This is a genomic window from Amycolatopsis sp. NPDC114478 (assembly GCF_055633805.1).
In genome coordinates, this window is sequence record NZ_JBVKDO010000011.1 from 184,590 (window position 1) to 208,739 (window position 24,150).

A 24,150-nucleotide genomic window follows, 5' to 3' on the forward strand; every position below is an offset into this window, starting at 1 on the left:
TCAGGCGAGCCGGGCGCGGTGGGCCGAGACGGCGGCCCGCCGCGGGTCGGCTGCCGGCAGCGTCCGCAGCAGGGCGTCCAGCACCGCGAAGTCGTCGACGCCGCAGGCGGTCTCCCAGAACGACCACAGCACGCCCGGGTCGCCGCTGTTCAGCGCCACCTGGCGGACCTGGGCCGTGAGCGTCTCGCGCTCCTCGCGGATCGCGGGCGCCTCCGACTCCGGCAGCAGCGGCCCGCGGAAGAGGCGCAGGACGTCGGACGGCGACCCGGCGCGCAGGCGCGCCTTGGCCGTGGCGAAGTCCGCGTCGACGTCGGCCGCCAGGCGGTACGGGCGCGTCTGCACCACCGAGGCGCCCAGCTGGGAGCGCAGGCGGTGGATCTCCGCGCGGACCGTCACCGGGTTGCCGGTCTCGCCGTAGAGCTGCAGGGCCAGGCGTTCCGCCGAAAGGCCGTTCGGGTGCAACGCGAGCAGCGTGAGGATCTCCGCGTGCCGCAACGTCAACGGGATCTCACGACCGTCCACAGTGGTCACGTGCGGGCCGTCCGACAGGTACTCCAGCCGCAGCCGTGACCGTTGGCTGCCACTGCCGCCGGAAGCGAGCCGGAGCAGGTAGCCCTCGTCGAGGGGCTCCACCGTGGCGAGCCGGCCGTCGGGCAGGGCGACCGTCCCGCCGCCGCGTCGGATGTCCACTGTGGACGGCAGCAGGCACGCCTGGGCGGCCAGCACCCGGCCGCCCGCGGACAGCAGCGCGCCCGGGCGGCCGCGCAGGGCCTCCAGGTGCGGCATGTTGACGCGCCGCAGGCGTTCGTCGCGGATCGCGAGCTGGGCGCGCAGCTGGCCCTCGGCGAGCTGCGCCGTGGCCGTGACCAGCGAGATCATCGCCGGGTGCACCGTGCGCAGCGGTCCGCTGACGTCGATCGAGCCGAGCAGGACGCCGGTCTCGGGGTCGCGCACGGGCGCCGCCGCGCACGTCCACGTGTGGTAGCGCCGGACCAGGTGCTCGGCCGAGTGGATCTGCACCGGCTCCCCGGTGGCCAGCGCCGTGCCCATGGCGTTGGTGCCGATCGCCGCCTCGCTCCACCGCGTGCCTTCAGTGAGCCCGACGCGGTCGCCGCGCAGCAGCTGGGCCGCCGCGCCCTCGCGCCACAGGATCAGGCCTTCGGCGTCGGTCACGATCATCACGTGCTCGGCGTCGTCGGCGATGCTCACCAGCATCTGCCGCAGCACCGGCAGCACCGGGGCCAGCGGATGGGCTTCGCGCAGCGACGAAAGGGCGTCCGAGGAGTAGACGAACGGGGCTTCGCCCTCGTCCGGGTCGACGCGCGCGGCGAGCGAGCGGTTCCACGAGTCGTGGACCACGGAGCGTGGCGGCCGCGGCCCGGGGACGCCCTGGAGCACCGCGTCGCGAACGTGCTCCAGCAGCCGCGCGTAGGACTCGGGGTCCCGCAGCATCTCCGGTTCGGGCGCCTCTGCCACGTCCTCCAGGGTAGAGAGCCAGCTCACAGCGCTGCAACGCGCGTGCAACGTTGCCGCGCCTACCTTCGCCGCCATCAGCCCAACCGTCACTCCGAGCAACGAGGCAGGGAAGATGGTCCAGTACGCCGCACCGAACACCGAAGGCAGCGTCGTCAGCTACGAGGCGCGCTACGACCACTACATCGGCGGCGAGTACGTACCGCCCGCGAGCGGCCAGTACTTCGAGAACCCGACGCCCGTCACCGGGAAGACCTTCTGCGAGATCGCCCGCGGCAACGCCGAGGACGTCGAGAAGGCGCTCGACGCGGCGCACGGCGCGGCGCCCGCGTGGGGCCGGACCTCGGCCGAGGAACGCGCGAACACCCTGCTGAAGATCGCCGACCGGATGGAGCGCAACCTCGAGGCGATCGCGGTCGCCGAGGCGTGGGAGAACGGCAAGCCGGTCCGCGAGACGCTGGCCGCCGACATCCCGCTGGCCATCGACCACTTCCGCTACTTCGCCGGCGCCCTGCGCGCCCAGGAGGGCGGCATCTCGCAGATCGACGAGAACACCGTCGCCTACCACTTCCACGAGCCGCTCGGCGTGGTCGCGCAGATCATCCCGTGGAACTTCCCGATCCTGATGGCGGTCTGGAAGCTCGCGCCGGCGCTGGCCGCGGGAAACGCGATCGTGCTCAAGCCGGCCGAGCAGACGCCGGCGTCGATCCACCTGCTGTTCTCGATCATCGGCGACCTGATCCCGCCGGGCGTGGTCAACATCGTCAACGGCTTCGGCGTCGAGGCCGGCAAGCCGCTCGCCTCCAGCAACCGCGTCCGCAAGGTGGCGTTTACCGGGGAGACCACGACGGGCCGGCTGATCCTGCAGTACGCCAGCGAAAACATCATCCCGGTGACCGTCGAGCTCGGCGGCAAGAGCCCGAACATCTTCTTCGACGACGTCGCCGCGCGGAACGACGACTTCTACAACAAGGCGCAGGAGGGCTTCGCGCTCTTCGCGCTCAACCAGGGCGAGGTCTGCACCTGCCCGTCGCGGGCGCTGATCCAGTCGGGCATCTACGACAAGTTCCTCGGCGACGGCGTCGAGCGCGTCCGCAAGATCAAGCAGGGCCACCCGCTCGACACCGAGACGATGATCGGCGCGCAGGCGTCCAACGACCAGCTCGAGAAGATCCTGTCCTACATCGACATCGGCAAGCAGGAAGGCGCCGAGATCCTCACCGGCGGCGTCCGGTCCGACCTCGGCGGAGAGCTGTCGGGCGGCTACTACGTCGAGCCGACGGTGTTCGCCGGCGACAACAAGATGCGGATCTTCCAGGAGGAGATCTTCGGCCCGGTCGTGTCGGTGGCGAAGTTCGACGACTACGCCGACGCCGTGAAGATCGCCAACGACACGCTGTACGGCCTCGGCGCCGGTGTCTGGTCCCGCGACGGCAACACCGCCTACCGCGCCGGCCGTGACATCCAGGCGGGCCGCGTCTGGGTGAACAACTACCACGCCTACCCGGCGCACGCGGCCTTCGGCGGCTACAAGGCGTCCGGCATCGGCCGCGAGAACCACAAGATGATGCTGGACCACTACCAGCAGACGAAGAACATGCTCGTCTCCTACTCCGACCAGGCGCTCGGGTTCTTCTGATGACGCGGCGCGCGGACCTGACACCGGCCGCCGCGGACCTGCTGCGGCGGTTGGTGTCACTCCACGGGCCGGTGATGTTCCACCAGTCCGGCGGGTGCTGCGACGGCAGCGCCCCGATGTGCTACCCGGCCGGGGAGTTCAAGATCGGCGGCTCGGACGTCCGCTTGGGCGACCTCGAGGTCGAGGGCATCGAGGACGTGCCGGTCTGGATGTCCGGGCCGCAGTTCGAGTACTGGAAGCACACGCACCTGACGATCGACGTCGTGCCGGGTCGCGGGAGCGGGTTTTCGTTGGAGGCGCCCGAAGGCGTGCGCTTCCTGATCCGCTCCCGGCTGCTCACCGACGAAGAGTCGGCGGCGCTGAACCCATAGCACCGAACAACGCCGTGGCGAGCACCAGTCCTTCCCGGGCGACCGGGACGAGCAGGTGCTCGTCCGGCGCGTGCTGCCGGCAGCCGGGGTAGGAGTGCGGCAGCCACAGCGTCGCCAGTCCGAGGACGTCGGTGAAGACGTGGTTGGGCAGGCCGCCGCCGAAGCTGGGCAGGAGGGCGACGGGCTTCTCGACAACGGCGTCGAGGGCCTGTCGCGCCCAGGCCACCCACGGGTCGTCGACCGGCGTGCGGCTGGCGCGGAAGCTCGCCTCGGTGGTCACCTTGATCATCGGGAACCCCTGCGCGGCAAGGTGTTCCCGGACCGTCGCGGTGACGTCGCCGACGTCGGTGCCCGCGACGTACCGCAGCTGCAGCACCGCGCGGGCGCGGCCGGGGATGGCGTTGACCGGGCGGTCGGCGTTCCCGGCGTCGAGCGCCAGCACCTCCAGGGTGTTCCAGCCGTAGAGCCGCTCGGCGGGGCCGAGTCGTTGATCGCCCCAGCCCTCGTCCGGTGCGTCGACGACGACGTCGGCCAGCGCTGCACGGACGGACTCCGGCAGCTCCGGCGGCAGCAGCGCGGGCACCTGGATGCGGCCGTGGCCGTCGACGAGGCTCGCGATCGCCGCGGTCAGCGTCGTGGCCGGGTTGCGCAGGATGCCGCCCCAGTTCCCGGAGTGGGAGCCGCCCGGGCGCAGGTCGACGTCCAGGTCGATCCGGATTCCGCCGCGGGCGCCGAGGAACAACGTCGGCGTTGCCGCGTCGAGGCGCGGGCTGTCGGAGGCGATGAGGACGTCGGCTTTTAGCAGGTCCTGTTCCTGCTCGGCGAACTCGGTGAGCCCTGGTGAGCCGATCTCCTCGCCGGTCTCGAAGAGGAACTTCAGGTTGAAGCCGAGCGCGCCGCGGGCTTCGAGGAGCAGCCGCAACGCCGTCAGGTTGATCAGGTGCTGGCCCTTGTTGTCGGCGGTGCCGCGGCCGTACCAGCGGTCGCCGTCCGCGCTCAGCGTCCACGGGTCGAGTCCGGCACCCCACTGCCCGGCTTCTCCGACGACGTCGGCGTGGCCGTAGCAGAGCAGTGTCGGGAGGTCTTCACCTTCGGTGCGGACACCGACCAGGAACGGGCCGCCCGCCGGGTCCGGGTTGGCGTGCTGGGTGACTTCGCAGCCGAGGCGGGCCAGCGCCGGAGTCAGGACTTCGTCGAGGTACGCCTGGATCGCGGCGCGGCCTTCGGGGGCGTCGCTCACGGTGGGGTAGGCGACCAGCCGGGCGAGTTCGGCGAAGAACGCGCCGGAGTCGACGTGGGCGCGGGCCTGGTCGAGCAGTTCCATGAGCGCCAGCCTAAAGGGAGAAAACAATACGAACGGTCGTGCTATCTTCGGGGTATGAACGTCGACAGCGTCTACGTGGGGAAACCGAGCGTCCTGGGGTACCGGCGGGAGCAGCCGGTGCTGAGCGGGATCACGAAGGCGCTGGTCACCGCCCCGGAGCTCAGGCTGACCGAGCTGAACCTCGACGGCGACCGGCAGGCCGACCTCACCGTGCACGGCGGCCCCGACAAGGCGGTCTACGTCTACCCGGCCGAGCACTACGCGGCCTGGCGCGAGGGCGGCTTCGAGGTCGAGACGGCCGACTTCGGCGAGAACATCTCGCTGTCCGGCCTCACCGAGGACGACGTGCGGATCGGGGACGTCTGGGCCTGGGGTGACGCGCTCGTGCAGGTCTCGCAGCCGCGGTCGCCGTGCTACAAGCTCGCCATGAAGACCGGCCGCAAGGACATCACGCCGGCGATGATCGGCTCCGGGCGCAGCGGCTGGTACCTGCGCGTGCTGCGGCCGGGCACCGTGCCGACGTCCGGCACCGTGGAGCTGGTCGAACGCGCGGACGCGCCGACGGTCGCGGAGGTCTACGTCATCTCGTTCGCGAACTACGGGCAGCTGCCGCCCGAGCGCGTCGAGCCGGCGCTGGACTTCGCCGACCGCGTCCTCGCGACGCCGGCGCTGGCGGAGCAGTGGAGCGTCGGCATCCAGTCCACAGTGGACCGTTGGCGGGCGCGGCGTGCCGGTTGACGGCCGGGTCGCCCGCGGCGACGCGACCCGCCGCCTGGTGCTGCGCCGGGCGGCGGACGTCGCGTCGGTGGACGGCCTGGACGGACTGTCCCTGGGCAGGCTGGCCACCGAGCTGGAGCTGAGCAAGAGCGGCGTGTTCGCGTTGTTCGGTTCGAAGGAGGAGCTGCAGCTCGCGACGATCGAGGCGGCTTTCGGCATCTTCGAGGCGCACGTCGTGACGCCCGCCCGCGCGGTGGCGCCGGGCCTGCCGCGGCTGCGCGCGATCTGCGAGAACTGGCTGGACTACTCGGAAAACCGCGTGTTCCCGGGCGGGTGCTTCTTCTTCAACGTCGGCGCGGAGTTCGACGCGCGCCCCGGCCGGGTCCACGACGCGGTGGCGTCGGCGAGCGGCTCGTTCGCCGCGTTCATCCGCGAAACAGCTCGCGAAGCAGTCGCCCTCGGCCACTTGGACGCGGACCCGGAGGTGCTGGCGTTCGAGCTGCACGCACTCGGCCGAGCGGCCAACGCCGACGCGGTGCTGAACGGTGGAACACAGGCGTACGAGCTGGCCAGGCGAGCGATCCGCGCCCGCCTGGCCGGCGCGTAACTACTTCCAGTCGACCTGCGGGCTCCGGTAGAAGTTGATGCCCTGGGCCGTCCAGCGCGGGGACTGCTTCGCCAGCCGCGCGCGGTAGGCGTCCCAGTTGTGCGTCGACTTCGGGGACCAGCCGATCTCCGCGATCCCCGGCAGTCGCGGGAACGCCATGTACTCGATGTCGGCGCTCGTGCGGATCGTCTCGGTCCACAGCGGCGCCTCGACACCAGCGATTTGGCTCTCACCAACACCGGTCACCAACGACGCCGGATCCCAGCTGTAGCCGTCCTTGACCTCGATCAGCGCGGCCCAGTCCTGGCCCAGCGGCGTCTGCTCGGTGTACTTCATGTCCAGGTACGCGTAGTTCGCCGGCGACATCAGGATCTTGCTGCCGCGCGCCGCGGCGGCCGCGACGCTCGGGTTGTCGCCGCCGAAGTCCCAGTACTGCGGGACCGCCGACGCGGGCGGGTCCGACTTCGCGATCTCGTGCCAGCCGGTGACCTTCTTGCCGTACTTGGCGACGATCGGCTGCACCTTCTTCTCGAACGCGATGTAGTCGGCGGGCGGCGTCGAGTGCGCCTCGTCGCCGCCGATGTGCAGGTACGGCCCGGGGGTGATGGCCGCCAGCTCGCGGACGACGTCCTCGACGAACTTGTACGTGGTCGGCGAGGAGATGCACAGCGAGCTGTAGCCGACCTCGGTGTCCGTGCGGACCGGGACGGCCTTGCCGTCGCAGTTCAGCTCCGCGTACGTCGACTGCGCCGCGTTCGTGTGGCCCGGCATGTCGATCTCGGGGGTCACCGTGATGTGCCGCGAAGCCGCGTACGCGACGATGTCCTGGTACTGCGCCTGGGTGTAGTAGCCGCCCGGGTCGCCGTCGACGGCGGTCTTGCCGCCGACCGTCGCGAGCTTCGGCCAGCTCTTGATCTCGATGCGCCAGCCCTGGTCGTCCGCGAGGTGCAGGTGCAGGGTGTTGATCTTGTACTGGGCGATCTGGTCGACGTACCGCTTGACCTGGTCCGGCTTGAAGAAGTGCCGGGCGACGTCGAGCATCGCGCCGCGCTCGCCGAAGCGCGGGTAGTCGAGGATCGTCCCGCCGGCGATGGTCCACGTCCGGTGCTGGACGCGCTGCGCGTCGATCGCCGACGGCAGCAGCTGCCGCAGCGACTGGACGCCCTCGAAGAGCCCGTCCGCGGTGTTGGCCTTGAGTGAGACGCCGTCGCGCGCGACCTTCAGCTCGTAACCCTCGGTGCCGATCCGGGAGTCGTGGCCCAGCTGCAGGGAAATCGCGGGCAGGCCGGCGGCGTGCGGCACGACCGGCAGCGGGTAGCCGGTGGCCGGGCGCAGCAGGCCGCGCAGGTAGTCCGCGACCTGGCCGGCGTCGCGGCCGGCGCTGATCACGGTCGACGGCGTCAGCTTGAAGCCGCCCCTCGGGTCGGCCTTCGCCGAGACGGGCGCCGGGACGACGTCGGTCACGCTGCGTTCCGGGGCGGCCGGCGCGGCCACCGCGGGAGCGGGGACGCCGGCCGCCGTGAGACTCACGATCGCCGCGGTCAAGACGGCTCTGGACAAGCGCATCAGGGCACCTCCGGTCGGGGACTCCTCCCAAAGGTACAGACCAGAGGGGCCATTTGGAACAGTCCTTAACGAAGGGCCTGCCGGATCGCCTCGAGGACGCTCGGGTCTTCGATCGTGGACGGCACGGCCTCGTCGCGGCCGTCGGCGATCGCGCGCATGGTCTTGCGCAGGATCTTCCCGGACCGCGTCTTCGGCAGCGCGTCCACAATGGACACATCGCGGAACGCGGCGACCGGCCCGATGTCCCGGCGCACGAGCGCCACCAGCTCGTCGCGCAGCTGGTCTTCGGCGATGTCCGCACCCGCCTTGAGCACGACGAACCCGCGGGGCAGCTGCCCCTTGAGCTGGTCGGCGACGCCGATGACGGCGCACTCGGCGACCGCCGGGTGCGACGCCAGCACGGCCTCCATCGAACCCGTCGAAAGCCGGTGCCCGGCGACGTTGATGACGTCGTCGGTGCGGCCCATGACGAACAGGTAGCCGTCCTCGTCGAGGTACCCGGAGTCGCCGGTCAGGTAGTAGCCGTCGTAGCGGGAGAGGTAGGCCTCGCGGTAACGCTCGTCGTCGCCCCACAGGGTCGGCAGCGAGCCGGGCGGCAGCGGCAGCTTGACCGTGATGGCGCCTTCGCGGCCGGCCGGCAGCTCGTCGCCCGCCTGGTCGAGGATCCGGACGTCCCAGCCGGGGACGGGCTTGGTCGCGGAGCCCGGCTTGACCTCCATCGGCTCCAGGCCGCGCGGGTTGGCCGCGATCGGCCAGCCGGTCTCGGTCTGCCACCAGTGGTCGATCACCGGCGTGCCGAGCTTCTCGTGCGCCCAGTGGTAGGTCTCGGGGTCGAGCCGCTCGCCGGCCATGAAGAGCGTCCCGAACGCCTCGAGGTCGTACTTCGGCAGCTCGAGGGCGTCCGGGTCGACCTTCTTGATGGCTCGCAGCGCGGTCGGCGCGGTGAACAGCGCCTGGACGCCGTGCTCGGCGATGACCCGCCAGAACGCGCCCGCGTCCGGCGTGCCGACCGGCTTGCCCTCGTACATGACCGAGGTCGCGCCGACCAGCAGCGGCGCGTACACGATGTAGGAGTGCCCGACGACCCAGCCGACGTCGGACGCCGTCCACCAGACGTCGCCGGCGTGGACGTCGTAGACGGCGTCCATCGAGTAGGCGAGCGCGACGGCGTGGCCGCCGGTGTCGCGCACGACGCCCTTCGGCTTCCCGGTGGTCCCGGACGTGTAGAGGATGTAGAGCGGGTCGGTGGCCGCGACCGGCACCGGGTCGGCGGGGGTGGCGGCGGCCGCCAGCTCGCGCCAGTCGAGGTCGCGCTTGCCCAGCTGGGCCGGCGCCTGCTCGCGCTGCAGCACGACGACGTGGTCCGGCTGGTGCTCGGTCATGCCGAGGGCGGCGTCGATGATCGGCTTGTACTCGACCACCCGCGTCGGCTCGATGCCGCAGGACGCCGCGAGGATCACCTTGGGTTTGGCGTCCTCGATCCGGGCCGCCAGCTCCTTGGGCGCGAAGCCGCCGAAGACCACCGAGTGCACCGCGCCGATCCGCGCGCAGGCCAGCATCGCGATCGCCGCCTCGGGCACCATCGGCAGGTAGACGATCACGCGGTCACCCTTGGTGACCCCCAGCGAGCTGAGCGCGCCGGCGAACCGCGCGACCGTGTCCCGCAGCTCCTCGTAGGTGTAGGTCCGTTGCTTCCCGGTCACGGGAGAGTCCCAGATCAGCGCCGCCTGACCGCCGCGGCCGGCCTCGACGTGCCGGTCGAGGGCGTTGTAGGAGGTGTTCAGCTCGGCGTCCGGGAACCACCGGTAGAAGGGCGGGTTCGAGTCGTCCAACGCCCGTTCCGGCGCCTTCGTCCAGCTGATTTTCTCCGCCGCGGCCAGCCAAAACGCTTCCGGGTCCGTCAGGCTGCGCCGGTAGGCCTCGGAGTACGCGCCCATTGCCGCTCCTTCACGTCGAACATCCGCGCCGGCCCCCATCATGACGCGGGAGCGGCGGGCTCGCCGGATTCCGGGCAGCCTGAAGACCCGGCAACCTCACGGCGGCCGGCTGCGTCCTAAGCTGGACCGCGGGGAAACGCCGCGTGGCGGTACGACGTGAATACGGACAGTGAGGGGATCCGGCGGTGAACGGACTCGCGAGCGCGTTGCTCTCGCTAGCCCATTCCTTGTTCGGCCCGGGCTTCTGCCCCGGCGACTGGGTCTGGGCCACGAGTGCGGCCGGCGCGCTCGTCGCGCTGATCCCGCCCGTCGGCGCGCTGGCCGTGTCGATCATCCGGAAGGGCACCGGCAACCGCTACGACGCCACGACGCTGGGGGTCTTCGCCGCGATCGGCCTGGTCAGCGCGCTGGTGCTGCCGTGGCTGCTGTCCAACGGCGTCTCGGGCGTCTACCGCGCGGCGTGGGCCAAGGGGAAGACCGGCCTGTCCGCGACCGAGCTTTCGACGCTGCGGGGCTCCGGCGGCTGCTGGGTCAATTCCCAGGTGGACTACCTGGGCGGCCGGCAGACCGTCTTCGATGTCTTTTCCTCCCGCAGCACCGGCCCCGACGACCTCCCGGTCTTCGTCTACCTGGTGGCTTTCGCCGTGCTCGGCGCCGGTTCGCTGCTGTTCGTCATGCTGCAGGGCCGCACCGCCTTCCGCCGCGGCCCGAAGTGGCCGTCGCGGTTCTTCTGGATCCCGTTCGCCGCGATGCTGGTGTTCAGCGTCGGGATGGAGGCGAACACCGCGCTGCACTTCTTCCTGGGTTTCCTGCCCTTCAGCGTGCTGGGCCTGATCCCGGTCGCGATGGTCGGGCCGCCGCCGTGGTCGGTGATCAACCGGTCCGACGCGCCGCCGCGGCGCGAGCAGGAGCCGCAGGGCCCGCCGCCGTCGCAGGTCCAGCCGCGCCCGACCCCGCCACCCCCTCCGCCACCCGTCAACCGGCCGTACCCGAAGACGGCGCTGGCGTCCGCGCCCGAGCCCCCGCCGATGGCCGGCGCGCTGGCCGCGGCCCCGGGCCCGATCCCGCCGCCGCCCGGCTCCCGCAACGCCGGCGGCAGCCGCTACCGGCGCGTCAAGCAGCTCGGCGCGGGTGGGTTCGGCACGGTCTGGCAGGCCGTCGACACCCAGCTCAACCGCACGGTCGCGCTGAAGATCGCGCACGCGCCGGACCGCGACACCGCCGAGCGCATGCAGCGCGAGGCTCGCGCGCTGGCCGTCGTGAGCCATCCCAACTGCGTCAAGGTCTACGACCTGGCCGAGGAGCCGGACGGCCTCGCGCTGGTCATGGAGTACCTCGAAGGCCGGCCGCTGGCCGAGCTGGTCGACGGCCAGGGCCCGCTCGACGACGTCGCGGCCGGCCGCCTCTGGGCGACGATGGCGGGCGCGCTGGCGGCGGCGCACGAGAAGGGTGTCCTGCACCGCGACATCAAGCCGTCGAACGTCATCCTCGACCCGAGCGGCCTGGCCCACCTGATCGACTTCGGCATCGCCCGCAGCCAGGGCGACTCGAAGATGACGGCGACGGGCATGATGATCGGCACGCCCGACTTCGTGGCCCCGGAGCAGGCGATGGGCGCGGCCGCGTCCCCCGCGTCCGACGCGTGGCAGCTGGCGGCGACGATCAGCTACGCCCTGTCCGGCCAGCCCCCGCGGGGCACCCGCGAGACCCCGATGGCGGCTCTGATGGCGGCGGCGCGGGCCGAACCGGTGACGCGGCTGCCCCAGCGAAGCGCGCACGCGCGGCTGCTGGCGGCCTCGCTGGATCCGGAGCCACGACGTCGTCCGACGCTGAACGCCGTGCGGCGCGAGGTCGAGGGCTGGCTGTCGAGGGCCGGCAAGTCGCCCGACGGCCCGGTGACGCGCGTGGTGCCGCGCCAGCCGGGGAACCAGCTGCCCCGCCGCTAACCGGGCTTCACGGCCTCGAAGATCAGCAGCTCCTTCGGGTGGTGCTGGACCTTCACCTGCTCGAAGCCCGCCTTTTCGAGGCGCGCCGGGAACGTCGCCGCATCGACGACGTTCATCGTGTCGCCGAGGTGCAGCAGGCGGAACCTGAGGTTGAGCTGGCCGTCGCTACCGCAGTACGTGCCGCCCGGGCGCAGGACCCGCGCGGCCTCGGCGAAGATCGCGTCCTGCAGTTCCTTCGTCGGGACGTGGTGCAGCATCGTGAAGCAGACGACGGCGGAGAACCTGTTCGCTTCGAACGGCATCTCGGCTCCACTGCCCTCGACGACCTCGGCGCGGTCGCCGTACTTCGCCCGCAGCAGCTCGCTCGACGCGGGGTCGATCTCCAGCACCGTCAGCTTCGGGACCGCCTTGAGCAGCACGTTCGTGGTGGCGCCGAAGCCGGGTCCGATCTCGAGGACGTCATCGCCCAGGTCGCGCTGCTTCAGCCACGGCGTCAGGCGTTCTTCGACGGTGGCCGCCCACTTCTCCGAGCTGCAGATCTTGCGGTGGATCAGGTTCATCGGCATGCGTCCGACGCTATTTCGGCCCGCGAGTGGCCGGTAGCCGATAGCCTGCCAACTGATGTCGCGAAACAGCCAAGCCATGCTGCTCGGCGAGGTCGACCTGCCCGCCGGCACCTGGTTCCCCTGGCACGAGCACCCGGTCCACCAGCTGGTCTGGTCGGCCCGCGGCGTCGTCGCGGTCAAGGCGGGCGACGCGGGCTGGGTCCTCCCGCCGACCCGCGCGCTGTGGATGCCGGCGGGCGTCCAGCACCGCACAGGCGCGCTCGGCCGGGCGGCCCTGCGCGGCATCTACGCCGACCCCGCCCTGTCCCCGGTGTCGTGGCCCGCGCCGCGGATGGTGGTGGTCCGCCCGCTGCTGCGCGAGCTCCTGGAGTACCTGACCGGCGACGGCGTGGCCCCGGACGCCCGGCTGCGCGCCGAGGCAGTGGCGTTCGACCTGCTGGAACCCCTCGACGTCGTCCCGATCGTGGTGCCGTCGCCGGCCGACCCGCGGGCCCGCGACGTCGAGCGCGCGGTGGTCGCGAACCCGGCGGACCCGCGCAGCCTCGGGGACTTCGGCCGCGACGTCGGCGCGGCGGAGCGCACGCTGGCGCGCATCTTCGTCCGCGAGTGCCGGATGCCGTTCGGAACGTGGCGCACACAGGTGCGGCTGCGTGCGGCGCTGCCCCTGCTGGCCCAGGGCGCACCGATGGAGACGGTGGCGCACCGGGTGGGCTACAGCTCGGCGAGCGCGTTCGTCGCGGCCTTCCGGCGCGCGGTGGGCGTCACGCCGGGGTCGTACTTCGCCGGCTGAGCTACCGCCAGGACGGCAGCCAGCGTTCGGCCTCCCACTGGCCGGTCGTGATCGCGACGCCGTTCAGGATCGGCCACAGCCACGCGAAGTTGGCCACCACCAGCCCGACGTACAGGCTGACCACGAGCAGACCGGTCCCGCGTCTCTCGAACCCGCGCCGCGCGCTGCCCAATATCTGGCCGAGGCACAACGTCAACCCCAGCACCAGGAAGGCGGCCAACGGCGTCGCGTAGAAGAAGTACATCTGGCGGTCGATGTTGGTGAACCAGAAGACGTACCCGCCGAGGTAGCCCACCAGCACCGCCGCGTAGCGCCAGTCCGCGCGGAACACCGAGCGCCACACCGACCAGCCAAGCATCGGGATCGCCAGCCACCACATCGCCGGCGTGCCGATCAGCATCGTCGCGCTCACGCAGCGGGCCTCGCCGCAGCCGGTGACGTCGCCGTCGTAGCTGTAGAGCATCGGGCGCAGCCCCATCGGCCACGTCCACGGCTTCGACTCCCACGGGTGCGGGTTGTCCTTCGGCGTGACCAGCGTTTCGTGGAAGTGCAGGACGTTGCCGGTGTAGTCGGCGAGCGAGCGCAGCGACGCCGGGACCCACGACCAGAAACCCGGCGCGATGTCCTTGATCTCCGTGTAGTGCCGGTCGGTCGCCGTCTCGCTCGCGAACCACGCCCAGTACGCGCCGAGGTACATCAGGAACGGGATGAGCAGGAGCGCCCAGAGCGCGGGCAGCACGTCGCGGCGGATCGTGCCGAGCCACGGCCGTTCGACGCCGGCCGCGCGCCGCGCCGCGACGTCGAAGAACACGCACAGCAGCCCGAACGCGACGATGTAGTACAGCGCCGACCACTTCACGCCGAAGGTCAGCCCGATCATCAGCCCGGTCGCGAACCGCCACCAGCGGAAACCGAGCTTGGGGCCCCAGACGGACTCGTTTACCCAGCCTTCGCGGACCGCCGTCGCGAGGCGGGTGCGCACCTGGTCGCGGTCGACGAGCAGGCAGGCGAACGCGGCGAGTACGAACAGCGCGATGAAGATGTCGAGCATGCCCATGCGCGACTGCAGGTGCAGCACGCCGTCGCTGATCACCAGGATGCCGGCGATGCCGCCGAGCAGCGTCGAGCGCGTCAGGCGGCGGGCGACGCGGATGGTCAGGAAGATGATGAGGGTGCCCGCCAGCGCGGGCATGATCCGCCAGCCCCAGCCGTTGTAGCCGAACAGCCATTCGCCGATCGCGATCAGTTGCTTGGCCAGCGGCGGGTGGACGACCAGCTCGTAGCCGTAGTTGTCCTCGTAACCGCCGTTGCGCAGCACCTGCCACGCCTGCGGCACGTAGTGCTTCTCGTCGAAGACCGGGCTGCCCTTGTCCGTCGGCACGCCGAGGTTCTGCAGCCGGACGATGCCGCCGATCACGGTCAGCACGATGGTGACGACCCAGCCGCGCAACCGGTCGGTCGGCATGCCGCGGCCGAGCAGGGTCACTTCGCGGTCGGTCGGCGGCCGGAGCGCCTCGAGGGGGTCCGGCCGGACGCTCTCGTCGTCGGCACGGGTCAGCACGGCGGTCACGGGGCGATCCTACGGGCGCGGCGGGGCGTGCGTCGTCGGGATCCGCTGATCAGCCTAGGCTGGCCGGGTGAGTCCCTCGCTGCTTCCCGGCCGGCTCGTCCTGGCCGCGACCCCGCTCGGCGACGTCCGCGACGCCTCGCCCCGCCTGGCGGAAGCACTGGCGGAAGCCGACGTCATCGCGGCGGAGGACACCCGGCGCCTGCGGTCGCTGACGTCCGCGCTGGAGGTGACCCCGCGCGGCCGCGTGGTGAGCTTCTACGAGGACGTCGAGACGGCGCGCCTGCCCAAGTTGCTCGAATCGTTACGCGCGGGCGAGACGGTGGTGCTGGTGACGGACGCCGGTATGCCCAGTGTGTCCGATCCGGGCTTCCGGTTGGTGGCGGCTTGTGTCGCGGCGGACCTGCCGGTGACGTGCCTGCCCGGCCCCTCCGCGGTGACCACGGCGCTCGCTTTGTCCGGTTTGCCGTGCGACCGGTTTTGTTTCGAGGGTTTCGCGCCGCGGAAGCCCGGGGAGCGGACCCGGTGGTTGTCGTCGTTGGTGTCCGAGCCGCGGACGGTGGTGTTCTTCGAGTCCCCGCACCGGTTGGCGTCGTTGCTGGCGGACGCGGCTTCGGTGCTGGGTGCGTCCCGCCAGGCCGCGGTGTGCCGGGAGCTGACGAAGACGTATGAAGAGGTGAAGCGGGGTTCGCTGCCGGAGTTGGCTTCGTGGGCCGCGGAGGGCGTGCGCGGGGAGATCACGGTGGTGCTCGCGGGGGCCGCGCCGCGGTCGGTTTCGGTGGCGGACTTGGTGGGCGAAGTGGCTTCCCGCGTGGAGGCCGGCGAGCGCTTGAAGTCCGCGGCGGCGGAGGTCGCCGAGGCTGCTAGAGTGTCCAAAAAGGAGCTTTACGACGCCGTGCTGGCCTCGCGGATCAAGTGAGCAGCGCCGTGACCGCCGCATGCGCTTTCGCCGCGTCAGGGGCGTCCCCGGTGATGACGTCCGTGTACACGAACGACTCGCCTATTCGCACCAGCAGGTAAGCCAAGTCCGGTACCGGCAGCGGCGGGGTCAGCCTCCCCGCCGAGACCTCACCCTCCAAAAGCGACTCCAGTTCCGCCGTCGTCCGTTGTTGGCAAACGCTTGCGCGCGTGGTCAACAGCCTCAACGCCCGCTCCGGTTCCCGGCGAAGGAAGTCCCGAAACGGCGGCGATTCGTTCGCGAACCGGACATACCCGCTCACGAAGTCCGCCACCCCGGCCGCCCCGCGGCCGACGCATGACGGCCACAGCCGGGCGATCGAGGCGGACGACAGGGACCACAGGATCTCGCCAAGCAGCAGGTCCCGGGACCCCACCCGCCGGTGCAACGTCGCCCGGCTGATGGACAGTGCCTCGGCCAGCTCGCCCATGTCCACCCGCCGACCAGCCAAGAACCATTCGCGGGCGAGGTCGAACGCAGCCGAGTGAGACATATGTCAGAATGTCTCACATCGAGCGGCGGACGGCGAGAGGGAAACGAACATGCGCGCAGTGCAGGTGACCGAGTTCGGCGGACCCGAGGTGCTCACGCCGGTCGAGCTGCCCGATCCCGTGGCCGGCCCCGGTGAGGTGCTCATCGACGTCGAGCGCATCGGCGTCAACTACGCCGACACCCACCAGGCCGAGAACTCCTACCTCGCGCCGTCGAAGCTGCCGCTCGTTCCCGGTGGTGAGGTGGTCGGCAAGACCGGCGGAAAGCGGGTCGTCGCCCTGCTGAACGGCGGCGGCGGGTACGCCGAAAAGGCCGTCGCGCCCGAGGCGACCACCTTCCCCGTTCCCGATGGCATCGATGACCTCACCGCGCTGTCGATGCTGGTCCAGGGCACCACCGCGTGGGTCCTGCTCAAGAGGAACGCCCACCTCGAAAAGGGCGAATCGGTCGTCGTGCACGCCGCCGCGGGTGGGGTCGGGACCATTGCCGTGCAGCTCGCCAAGGCCTGGGGCGCCGGCCGGGTCATCGCCACCGCCAGCAGCGACGAGAAGCGCGCCCTCGCGCTCGAACTCGGCGCCGATGTCGCCGTCGACTCGCGCGCGGAGGACATGACCGAGGTGCTGCTCGACGCCAACGGCCGCCGCGTCGACGTCGTGCTCGACATGGTCGGCGGGAAGACCACCGACCAGAGCATCGACGCGCTCGCGCCGTTCGGCCGCCTCGCCTTCTACGGCATGGCCGGCCGCGAGGCGCCGAAGCCGGTCGACCTGCGCAACGTCCTCGGCCACAGCACGACCATCAGCGGCATGTGGCTGCCGCACGTCTTCCGCCTGCCGGGCAACGTCTTCGGGACCGCGCTGAACGAGCTGTTCGACCTGGTGCTGCAGGGCAAGCTCAAGGCGATCCCGGGCGGCGAGTTCCCGCTGTCGGACGCCCGCGGCGCGCACGAGGCCCTGCGCTCCCGCACGACCGTCGGCAAGCTACTGCTCGACCCCGGCAAGTAGGCGTTCCAGGGGTGCCGCCTTGTGGAGGCACTCCTGCCACTCCGCCTCCGGGTCCGAATCGGCCGTGATGCCGCCGCCCACGCCCAGCTCGATCCGGCCGGCGTGGATCTCGAACGTCCGGATCGCGACGTTCAGCTCCAGCCCCGCCGCCGGGGACAGCAGGCCGATCGCACCCGTGTAGACCCCGCGTCCGCACGGCTCCAGGGAAGCGATCAGCTCCAGCGCGCGGATCTTCGGCGCGCCCGTCACCGAACCCGGCGGGAACGTCGCCTCCAAAAGGGAAGCGTCCGAAACCGAGGGGCGCAGCACTCCCGTCACCGTCGAGTCCAGGTGCCACACCCCCGGCGCCGGACGGACCCGCAGCAATGACGGCACCGTCACCGACCCCACCTCGCACACCCGGCCGAGGTCGTTGCGCACCAAGTCCGTGATCATCACGTTCTCCGCCACGTCCTTGACCGACTGGCGCAACCGCAAAGCGTTCCCGTCGTCGGCGGGCCCGCGGCGGGGGAGCGTTCCCTTGATCGGTGTCGACCGCACCGCGCGGCCGTGTCGCGCCAGGAACAGCTCCGGCGAGAACGACACCACCGAGCCTCGCGGACCCGAAACGAACGCCGCCCGGCGTGGATCCAAAGTGGACACCCCGGCTGCGAACAAAGCGGCGGGTGAGCCGGAGAACGAGCCCGTGAACCGGCTGCAGATGTTCGCCTGGAACAGCTCGCCGGCCTCGATCGCGTGCACGCACGCCTTGACCGCGTCCCGGTGCTCCGACGGCAGCGGACGCCGCAACGGCCCGGCCGTCCAGCGCGAAGAAGGCGGCGGAGCGGACAGCAGCGATTCCATTGTGGACACCGATGGCCCGCCGCCGTCCAAGGACTCGAGGTAGCAGGTGCCCGAAGCGGACCACCGCAGTACGTGGTCCGCCCAGCCCCACGCGGCCGGCGGAAGCAAGCCGGAGGCGTCGTACGCCAGATACCCGAACCACCCGCCGCCGATCACGCCCGGCGGGGCGTCGACCTCCGGGCAGCCGGGGAACCCGGCGGGCGAAACCGCGAGCGAAGGCGCGAGAACCGCCCGGGAAGAGAACCAGTCGCCCGACAGCATCGCGGGCGGCGGCAGCCCGCGGGCAGCGTTGTGGTGAGCAAGTACCGAGAAAGCGCGTGCGGGCGTGACGTCCGTCCGGAGTGCCCTGCTCGTCACGCGCATGGCGACATACCACCACAGGTCAGAGCAGCAAGTCGCCCAATGTGAACGGGTACACGACGGCGTTCTGCTCCACCGGAGCGTCGACGCCCCGCACGTCCGGGCCGTACGCGTGCTGGTGCACGCCGAGCCGCGAGTGGAACCAGCCCGGCCGGCCGGGGATGCCGTTGTGCCGGACCAGCCACAGCACGACCTCGCTGTCGGCCCAGCGGTCCGGGTGCAGCCGGTGCGCCCAGCAGTCGTGGTCGGCGTAGACGAGCACCCGCTCGATGCGCGCCGCGTGCCGGACGTGCTTGATCCACGACTTGATGAACCGGTCGTCCACGCTCGGCGCGGCCACCTCCAGGGCCGGCGCCAGTGACCCGGGCGCGAACGCGCCGAGCCGGCTGGCCGTCCGGACGAAGTGGTCGGCCTGGTCGTGCGCCGCACCGGGGCGGGCGTAGTGCCGGCCGCCGACGTGCAGGCCCGCCTCCTGCGCGCCGGCCAGGTTGCGCTCGGCCGCGGAGTTGGTCCAGTTGACGTTCTCGCTGATCGTCACCGACACGAACCGGGTCTCCGCCCCGCGGACGGCGTGCCAGTCGGTCACCCGCTCCCGGTGGGACAGCGAGATCCCGCGTTCGCTCTCCGGTTCCGTCACATTCCGCCCCCGGCACGTCGGTGGAGAGCACACCATACGTCGCCGGAGGCGGACCCGCAGTGACCCACGCTTGGTTGATCAGGCTGTTTTGATCAGGCGCTGTCTCGTTGGAACGTCCGGGTACCCCACCACACGGACACCACGGCCATCACCAGCACCACGACGCTGCCGGTGAACAACGCGTCCATCGTGAAGTCGCCCTTGAAGGTGTTCCGCTCGACGTCCACGACGTGGCGGAAGGGGTTGATCTGGGAAACCGTGTACAGCCACTTCGGCGCGACGCCGGCCGTGATCGGCAGCAGGATCCCGGAAAGCAGCAGGAGCGGGATGAGCACGGCGTTGAGCAGCGCGGGGAACGTCTCCTCGCTCTTCAACGTCAGCGCCAGCGCGTAGGAGCACGACGCCAGCGACACCGCCAGCAGGAACACGATCACCAGGCTCAGCAGCACCCCGCCGACCGGCGCGTCGAGGTCGAACGCCAGGTACGCCAGCGCGATGATCAGCAGGGCCTGGACGACGGCCTGCAGCGCGTTGGCCAGCACCTTCCCCAGCAGCAGCGCGCCGCGGCTGACCGGCGTCACCCGGAACCGCTCGACGACGCCGGAGCGGTAGTCGGCCAGCAGCCCGAACCCGACGAACGAGCTGCCGAACAGCGCCAGCTGGGCGATCAGCGCCGGGGTGAGCAGCATCCAGCCGTCCACTTCGGACAGGCCCTGGGCCTGCATCGCCTTGACCATCAGCGGCCCGAACAGGAACAGGTACAGCAGCGGCTGCATGATCCCGATCATGACCCAGGTCGGGTTGCGCAGCGCCGCCTTCATGTCGCGGCGGAAGATCAGCCAGGTGTCACGCAGCACGGGTGCCCTCCTCCGCTTCGCGCAGCGAGCGCCCGGTCAGGGTCAGGAAAACGTCGTCGAGCGTGGGCCGGTGCACCTGGACCGACAGCATCGGGATGGACTTCGCGTCGAGCGCGCGCAGGAGCTCGGGCAGGGCGACGTCGCCGCGCGGCACCCGGAACCGGACGATCCCGCCGTCCGCCGACAGCTCGTGCGCGCCTGAGAGCCGTCCGGCGATTTCGGCGGCGTCGGCGCCCTGCTCCGAGTCGACGCCGACTTCGACGCGGTCGCCGTTGACCCGGGCCTTGAGCGCGTCCGGCGTGCCCTCGGCGACGATCCGGCCGTCGTCGATGACGATCAGCCGATCCGACAGCGCGTCGGCTTCGTCGAGGTAGTGGGTCGTGAGGAAGACCGTGACGCCCTGCTCGGCGCGCAGCCGGCGGATGTGGTCCCACAGGTTGGCGCGGCTCTGCGGGTCGAGCCCGGTCGACGGCTCGTCGAGGAAGACGAGCCCCGGCGAGTGGATCAGCCCGAGCGCGATGTCGAGCCGCCGCCGCTGGCCGCCCGACAACGTCCGGGTCAGCCGCTGGTCCAGCCCGGTCAGGTCGAGCTGCTCGGCGAGCTCGGCGCCGCGCGCGATCGCGTCGGCCTTGCTCATCCGGTAGAGCCGGCCCTGCAGTTCGAGCTCGTCGGCGACCTTGGTTTCGGGTGAGCTGCCGCCGCCCTGGGCGACGTAGCCGATGCGCTCGCGCACGCCGAGCGGGTCGGAAAGCAGGTCGCGGCCGCCGACGGTCGCGGTGCCCGCGGATGGCTTCAACAGTGTGGTGAGCATGCGCAGCGTGGTCGTCTTCCCGGCGCCGTTCGGCCCGAGGAACCCGACGAGCTCACCCGCTTCGACGTCGAGGTCGACGCCCTTCACCGCGTGGACTTCGCCCCCAGAGCGGCCCTTGCGGCGGAAGCGCCGCTCGAGACCGCGTGCCGTGATCATGGGATCTCCTAATCAAATTTGACTAATTGAGTGCACACTGTGCCCCGGGGAGAGCGTGCTAGTCAAACTTGATTACTCGCCGGCCATCACGTACTCGCCCGCTTCGAGCCGGGCGACCAGGCCTTCGAGCCAGGTCAGGCTCGCGTCGGTGATCCCGCCCCACAGCCGGTACAGCTCGCTGACGTGCTCGGGTGTGCCCAGCTCCATGCTCGCCTTGATCTCTTCGAGCATCAGCTGCGCTTGCCGCTGCTCGGCCTCCAGGTGCACGAGCCGGTGCCGGAGCAGGTTGATCACCCGGGCCCGCGGCAACGTCGTCATCAGCGAAATCCCCGCCGAAAGGTCCGGGTGGTTCAGCGAAGGATCGGACAGCGCCTTCGACAGCAGCACCTGGTACTCCTGCTCGCCGACGTCGGTGAGCCGGTAGGCCGTGCGGTCGGGGCCGCCGTCGCCGGGCTCGACGTCGACCTGCTCCAGCAGTTCCTCGGCGGTCATCTTCTTCAGCGCGTGGTAGATCGACCCCGGCTGGACGTTGGCCCACTTGTCCGCCGACCAGCTGAGCAGCTCGCGCCGCACCTGGTAGCCGTGCGCGCGGCCGTACATGCGCACCACCCCGAGCACGAGCAACCGTGTCGCCGACAACCGGGCCTCCCTCTCGACAAAGCGCGTGACGCCCTCCGTAGGCTAATAAGGTATGAGCACCCCTGTGTTGACCGCGGTGGCCTGGCCCTACGCCAACGGCCCCCGCCACATCGGCCACGTGTCCGGATTCGGCGTCCCGTCCGACGTCTTCTCCCGCTACCAGCGAATGGCCGGCAACCGGGTGCTCATGGTGTCCGGCACCGACGAACACGGCACCCCGATCACCGTCCAGGCCGACAAGGAGAACTCGACCCCGCAGGCGACGGCGGACAAGTACACCCGCCAGATCGGCAACGACCTGCAGGGCCTCGGCCTGTCCTACGACCTGTTCACCCGGACCACGACCGGCAACCACGCCGAGGTGACGCAGCAGATCTTCCTGGCGCTGCACCGCAACGGCTACGTCGTGCCGAAGACCACGCGCGGCGCGATCAGCCCGTCCACCGGCCGCACGCTGCCCGACCGCTACGTCGAGGGAACCTGCCCGATCTGCGGGTACGACGGCGCGCGCGGCGACCAGTGCGACAACTGCGGCAACCAGCTCGACGCCGCGGAGCTGATCAACCCGAAGTCGCGGATCAACGGCGAGACGCCGAAGTTCGTCGAGACCGAGCACTACTTCCTCGACCTGCCGGCGTTCACCAAGACCCTCGGCGACTGGCTGTCGACCAAGACCGACTGGCGCCCGAACGTCCTCAACTTCACCAAGAACCTGATCGACGACATGCGGCCGCGGCCGATCACCCGCGACCTCGACTGGGGCGTCAAGATCCCCCTCGACGGCTGGCGAGACCAGCCGCTGAAGCGGTTCTACGTCTGGTTCGACGCGGTGATCGGGTACTTCTCGGCCAGCGTCGAGTGGGCGCGGCGGTCCGGCAACCCGGACGCGTGGCAGGAGTGGTGGAACAACGCCGACGCGCGGTCGTACTACTTCATGGGCAAGGACAACATCACCTTCCACGCCCAGATCTGGCCGGCGCTGCTGTTCGGCCACAACGGCGAGGGCGACAAGGGCGGCGAGCCGGGCAAGTACGGCAAGCTGCACCTGCCCGACGAGATCGTCTCCAGCGAGTTCCTCACGATGAGCGGCTCGAAGTTCTCGACCTCGCGCGGGCGCGTGATCTACGTCGAGGACTTCCTGCGCGACTTCGGCCCGGACACGCTGCGGTACTTCATCTCGGTCGCCGGCCCGGAGACCCAGGACACCGACTTCACCTGGGACGAGTTCGTCCGCCGGACCAACTTCGAGCTGGCCAACGAGTGGGGCAACCTGGTCAACCGGTCCATCTCGATGGCGCACAAGAACGTCGGCGCCATCCCGCGCCCGGAGGCCCCGACGGCGGCCGACGAAGAGCTGAAGGCGTTGTCCCGCAAGGCGTTCGACACCGCGGGCGCGCACCTGGCCCGGTCCCGGTTCAAGCTGGCGGCGAGCGAGGCGATGAAGGTCGTCACCGCGGCGAACAAGTACATCTCCGACCAGGAGCCGTGGAAGCTCAAGGACGACCCGACGCGGCGCGACACGGTGCTGCACACCGCGCTGCAGGTGGTGAGCGACGCCAACACGCTGCTGACGCCGTTCCTGCCGCACTCGGCGCAGAAGGTGCACGAGGCCCTCGGCGGCACCGGCGTCTGGGCCGCCCAGCCGGAGCTCAAGGAGGTCGACGACCTCGACATCGCCGGCCGGGTCAACCCGATCCTCACCGGCGACTACGCGGGCGAGCAGGCGAAGTGGGAGTCGAAGCCGATCGAGGTCGGCAAGCCCCTGCAGAAGCCGTCGCCGCTGTTCACCAAGCTCGACCCGGCGCTCGGCGAGACCGGTCCGGAGTGGGCGCCGATCATCAAGGAGTAAGAAGTACGCATGGGTGAAGAGAAGCGCGAGCTGCCGCCGGTCCCGGACCGGCTCCCGGTGTCGGTGGTGGACGCGCACACCCATCTCGACGCGTGCGGCGCGGTCACCGCGGCCGATGTCAAGGCCGTGGTCGACCGCGCCGAGCGCGCCGGCGTCGCCCGCGTCGTCACGGTGGCGGACGACCTCGCCTCGGCCCGCTGGGCCGCCGAGGCGGCCACCTGGGACCGCCGGGTCTGGGCCGCCGTCGCGATCCACCCGACGCGGACCAAGGAGTTCGGCGAGGCCGAGAAGTCCGAAGTGGAGCGCCTGGCCGCCCAGGACCGCGTGGTCGCCGTCGGCGAGACCGGCCTCGACTACTACTGGGACTACTCGCCGCACGACGCCCAGCAGGAGGCGTTCCGCTGGCACATCGACCTCGCCAAGCGGCTGGACAAGCCGCTGATGATCCACGACCGCGAGGCCCACGACGACGTGTTGCGCATCCTGGCCGAAGAGAATGCGCCGAACGCCGTAATCTTCCATTGTTTTTCCGGGGACGCGGAAATGGCCCGCAAGTGCCTCGACGCGGGGTACGTCCTTTCCTTCGCGGGCACGGTGACGTTCAAGAACGCGAAGGGGCTCCACGAGGCGGCCCGGCTCTGCCCGCCGGACCAGTACCTCGTCGAAACCGACGCGCCGTTTCTGACCCCCCACCCGTTCCGTGGACGGCCGAACGAGCCGTTCGGCGCCGCCTACACCGTCCGTCACCTCGCGGCGCTCAGGGGCGAAGCTGTCCACGAAGTCGCCGAATCGGTCCGGACCACCGCCGAGCGGGTCTACCGACTCCCCAGTGTCACAACGGGTTGAACGCATTGCGACATCAGGGTTCCTTGATCGTCCACCTGATGGAGTGACGGGGATCACGACACTCCGGGGGGTGTTTGCGCAACCCGCCGCGACCCGTTACTGTCCCGTGATCGTGCCGGTCGGGCCTGTGCTCAGCAGCTTCCGATCGTCACGCCCAGTCGTAGAGACGTCGCCCCCGACCGTCGTCTCGTGAAA

At 70.9% G+C, this 24,150-nt stretch carries 22 protein-coding genes; 10 read left to right on the forward strand and 12 right to left on the reverse strand.

Features of this window, described 5'->3' with window-relative positions; translation table 11 throughout:
• Entirely contained in the window at positions 1-1,476 is a 1,476-nt protein-coding gene (locus ACZ7OH_RS28735) for a helix-turn-helix domain-containing protein (protein WP_470283656.1), read from the reverse strand.
• Positions 1,477-1,588: 112 nt separating this feature from the next.
• On the opposite strand from ACZ7OH_RS28735, the gene adh reads away from it, so the two are divergent.
• Positions 1,589-3,112, forward strand: coding sequence for an aldehyde dehydrogenase (gene adh, locus ACZ7OH_RS28740; RefSeq protein ID WP_470283657.1), 1,524 nt, complete (start codon positions 1,589-1,591; stop codon positions 3,110-3,112).
• The gene (locus tag ACZ7OH_RS28745; RefSeq protein ID WP_470283658.1) at positions 3,112-3,483 is read left to right on the forward strand and encodes a DUF779 domain-containing protein; all 372 of its coding nucleotides are present in this window, start codon (positions 3,112-3,114) and stop codon (positions 3,481-3,483) included. Before adh ends, ACZ7OH_RS28745 begins: the two co-directional genes overlap by 1 nt.
• Here ACZ7OH_RS28745 and ACZ7OH_RS28750 read toward each other — a convergent pair.
• A complete protein-coding gene (locus ACZ7OH_RS28750) occupies positions 3,449-4,807 on the reverse strand; it encodes a M20 family metallopeptidase (RefSeq protein ID WP_470283659.1) in 1,359 nt (452 codons plus the stop codon). The genes ACZ7OH_RS28745 and ACZ7OH_RS28750 overlap by 35 nt on opposite strands.
• A gap of 54 nt (positions 4,808-4,861) precedes the next feature.
• Between ACZ7OH_RS28750 and ACZ7OH_RS28755 the strand changes: the two genes are divergently transcribed.
• Both ACZ7OH_RS28755 and ACZ7OH_RS28760 read left to right on the forward strand, forming a co-directional pair.
• Positions 4,862-5,545 carry an MOSC domain-containing protein gene (locus ACZ7OH_RS28755; protein ID WP_470283660.1) on the forward strand — a complete coding sequence of 228 codons (684 nt, stop codon included), beginning with the start codon at positions 4,862-4,864 and terminating at the stop codon, positions 5,543-5,545.
• Positions 5,535-6,131: a TetR/AcrR family transcriptional regulator gene (locus tag ACZ7OH_RS28760; protein ID WP_470283661.1), complete on the forward strand. Its 597-nt coding sequence runs from the start codon at positions 5,535-5,537 to the stop codon at positions 6,129-6,131. The genes ACZ7OH_RS28755 and ACZ7OH_RS28760 overlap by 11 nt, the downstream gene beginning before the upstream one ends.
• Here the strand turns inward: ACZ7OH_RS28760 and ACZ7OH_RS28765 are convergent, their stop codons facing one another.
• Together ACZ7OH_RS28765 and ACZ7OH_RS28770 are read right to left on the reverse strand one after the other, a co-directional pair.
• Positions 6,132-7,697: a beta-N-acetylhexosaminidase gene (locus tag ACZ7OH_RS28765; RefSeq protein WP_470283662.1), complete on the reverse strand. Its 1,566-nt coding sequence runs from the start codon at positions 7,695-7,697 to the stop codon at positions 6,132-6,134.
• Between the two features lie 65 nt (positions 7,698-7,762).
• The gene (locus ACZ7OH_RS28770; protein WP_470283663.1) at positions 7,763-9,634 is read right to left on the reverse strand and encodes a propionyl-CoA synthetase; all 1,872 of its coding nucleotides are present in this window, start codon (positions 9,632-9,634) and stop codon (positions 7,763-7,765) included.
• Between the two features lie 185 nt (positions 9,635-9,819).
• Here ACZ7OH_RS28770 and ACZ7OH_RS28775 point away from each other — a divergent pair, with 185 nt between their 5' ends.
• Positions 9,820-11,580: a serine/threonine-protein kinase gene (locus ACZ7OH_RS28775; protein ID WP_470283664.1), complete on the forward strand. Its 1,761-nt coding sequence runs from the start codon at positions 9,820-9,822 to the stop codon at positions 11,578-11,580.
• On the opposite strand, the gene ACZ7OH_RS28780 is transcribed toward ACZ7OH_RS28775, so the two are convergent.
• Positions 11,577-12,146 carry a class I SAM-dependent methyltransferase gene (locus tag ACZ7OH_RS28780; protein WP_470283665.1) on the reverse strand — a complete coding sequence of 190 codons (570 nt, stop codon included), beginning with the start codon at positions 12,144-12,146 and terminating at the stop codon, positions 11,577-11,579. The genes ACZ7OH_RS28775 and ACZ7OH_RS28780 overlap by 4 nt on opposite strands.
• 76 nt (positions 12,147-12,222) lie before the next feature.
• Between ACZ7OH_RS28780 and ACZ7OH_RS28785 the strand changes: the two genes are divergently transcribed.
• The gene (locus tag ACZ7OH_RS28785; RefSeq protein ID WP_470283779.1) at positions 12,223-12,936 is read left to right on the forward strand and encodes an AraC family transcriptional regulator; all 714 of its coding nucleotides are present in this window, start codon (positions 12,223-12,225) and stop codon (positions 12,934-12,936) included.
• 1 nt (position 12,937) lies between these two features.
• Here the strand turns inward: ACZ7OH_RS28785 and ACZ7OH_RS28790 are convergent, their stop codons facing one another.
• A complete protein-coding gene (locus tag ACZ7OH_RS28790) occupies positions 12,938-14,506 on the reverse strand; it encodes a dolichyl-phosphate-mannose--protein mannosyltransferase (protein ID WP_470283666.1) in 1,569 nt (522 codons plus the stop codon).
• Between the two features lie 79 nt (positions 14,507-14,585).
• Here ACZ7OH_RS28790 and rsmI point away from each other — a divergent pair, with 79 nt between their 5' ends.
• Positions 14,586-15,422 (forward strand): 16S rRNA (cytidine(1402)-2'-O)-methyltransferase, encoded by an 837-nt coding sequence (rsmI, locus tag ACZ7OH_RS28795; RefSeq protein ID WP_470283780.1) that lies wholly within the window; start codon positions 14,586-14,588, stop codon positions 15,420-15,422.
• On the opposite strand, the gene ACZ7OH_RS28800 is transcribed toward rsmI, so the two are convergent.
• Complete coding sequence (locus ACZ7OH_RS28800; protein ID WP_470283667.1) at positions 15,415-15,954, reverse strand: QsdR family transcriptional regulator; 540 nt, start codon at positions 15,952-15,954, stop codon at positions 15,415-15,417. The genes rsmI and ACZ7OH_RS28800 overlap by 8 nt on opposite strands.
• Before the next feature lie 49 nt (positions 15,955-16,003).
• Between ACZ7OH_RS28800 and ACZ7OH_RS28805 the strand changes: the two genes are divergently transcribed.
• Positions 16,004-16,957: a quinone oxidoreductase family protein gene (locus ACZ7OH_RS28805; RefSeq protein ID WP_470283668.1), complete on the forward strand. Its 954-nt coding sequence runs from the start codon at positions 16,004-16,006 to the stop codon at positions 16,955-16,957.
• Here ACZ7OH_RS28805 and ACZ7OH_RS28810 read toward each other — a convergent pair.
• From ACZ7OH_RS28810 to ACZ7OH_RS28830, 5 genes are all read right to left on the reverse strand, one after another.
• On the reverse strand, positions 16,934-18,163 hold the full coding sequence (locus tag ACZ7OH_RS28810; RefSeq protein ID WP_470283669.1) for an aminodeoxychorismate synthase component I: 1,230 nt from the start codon (positions 18,161-18,163) through the stop codon (positions 16,934-16,936). The genes ACZ7OH_RS28805 and ACZ7OH_RS28810 overlap by 24 nt on opposite strands.
• 19 nt (positions 18,164-18,182) lie before the next feature.
• A complete protein-coding gene (locus ACZ7OH_RS28815) occupies positions 18,183-18,797 on the reverse strand; it encodes a glycoside hydrolase family 25 protein (protein ID WP_470283670.1) in 615 nt (204 codons plus the stop codon).
• Positions 18,798-18,889: 92 nt separating this feature from the next.
• On the reverse strand, positions 18,890-19,654 hold the full coding sequence (locus ACZ7OH_RS28820) for an ABC transporter permease (RefSeq protein ID WP_470283671.1): 765 nt from the start codon (positions 19,652-19,654) through the stop codon (positions 18,890-18,892).
• Positions 19,644-20,621 (reverse strand): ATP-binding cassette domain-containing protein, encoded by a 978-nt coding sequence (locus tag ACZ7OH_RS28825; RefSeq protein ID WP_470283672.1) that lies wholly within the window; start codon positions 20,619-20,621, stop codon positions 19,644-19,646. Before ACZ7OH_RS28825 ends, ACZ7OH_RS28820 begins: the two co-directional genes overlap by 11 nt.
• A 72-nt stretch (positions 20,622-20,693) precedes the next feature.
• Complete coding sequence (locus tag ACZ7OH_RS28830; RefSeq protein WP_470283673.1) at positions 20,694-21,260, reverse strand: PadR family transcriptional regulator; 567 nt, start codon at positions 21,258-21,260, stop codon at positions 20,694-20,696.
• A 52-nt stretch (positions 21,261-21,312) separates the two neighbouring features.
• Between ACZ7OH_RS28830 and metG the strand changes: the two genes are divergently transcribed.
• Positions 21,313-23,109, forward strand: coding sequence for a methionine--tRNA ligase (metG, locus tag ACZ7OH_RS28835; RefSeq protein WP_470283674.1), 1,797 nt, complete (start codon positions 21,313-21,315; stop codon positions 23,107-23,109).
• A gap of 9 nt (positions 23,110-23,118) precedes the next feature.
• Positions 23,119-23,955 (forward strand): TatD family hydrolase, encoded by an 837-nt coding sequence (locus ACZ7OH_RS28840; protein ID WP_470283675.1) that lies wholly within the window; start codon positions 23,119-23,121, stop codon positions 23,953-23,955.
• Positions 23,956-24,150 lie beyond the last annotated feature (195 nt).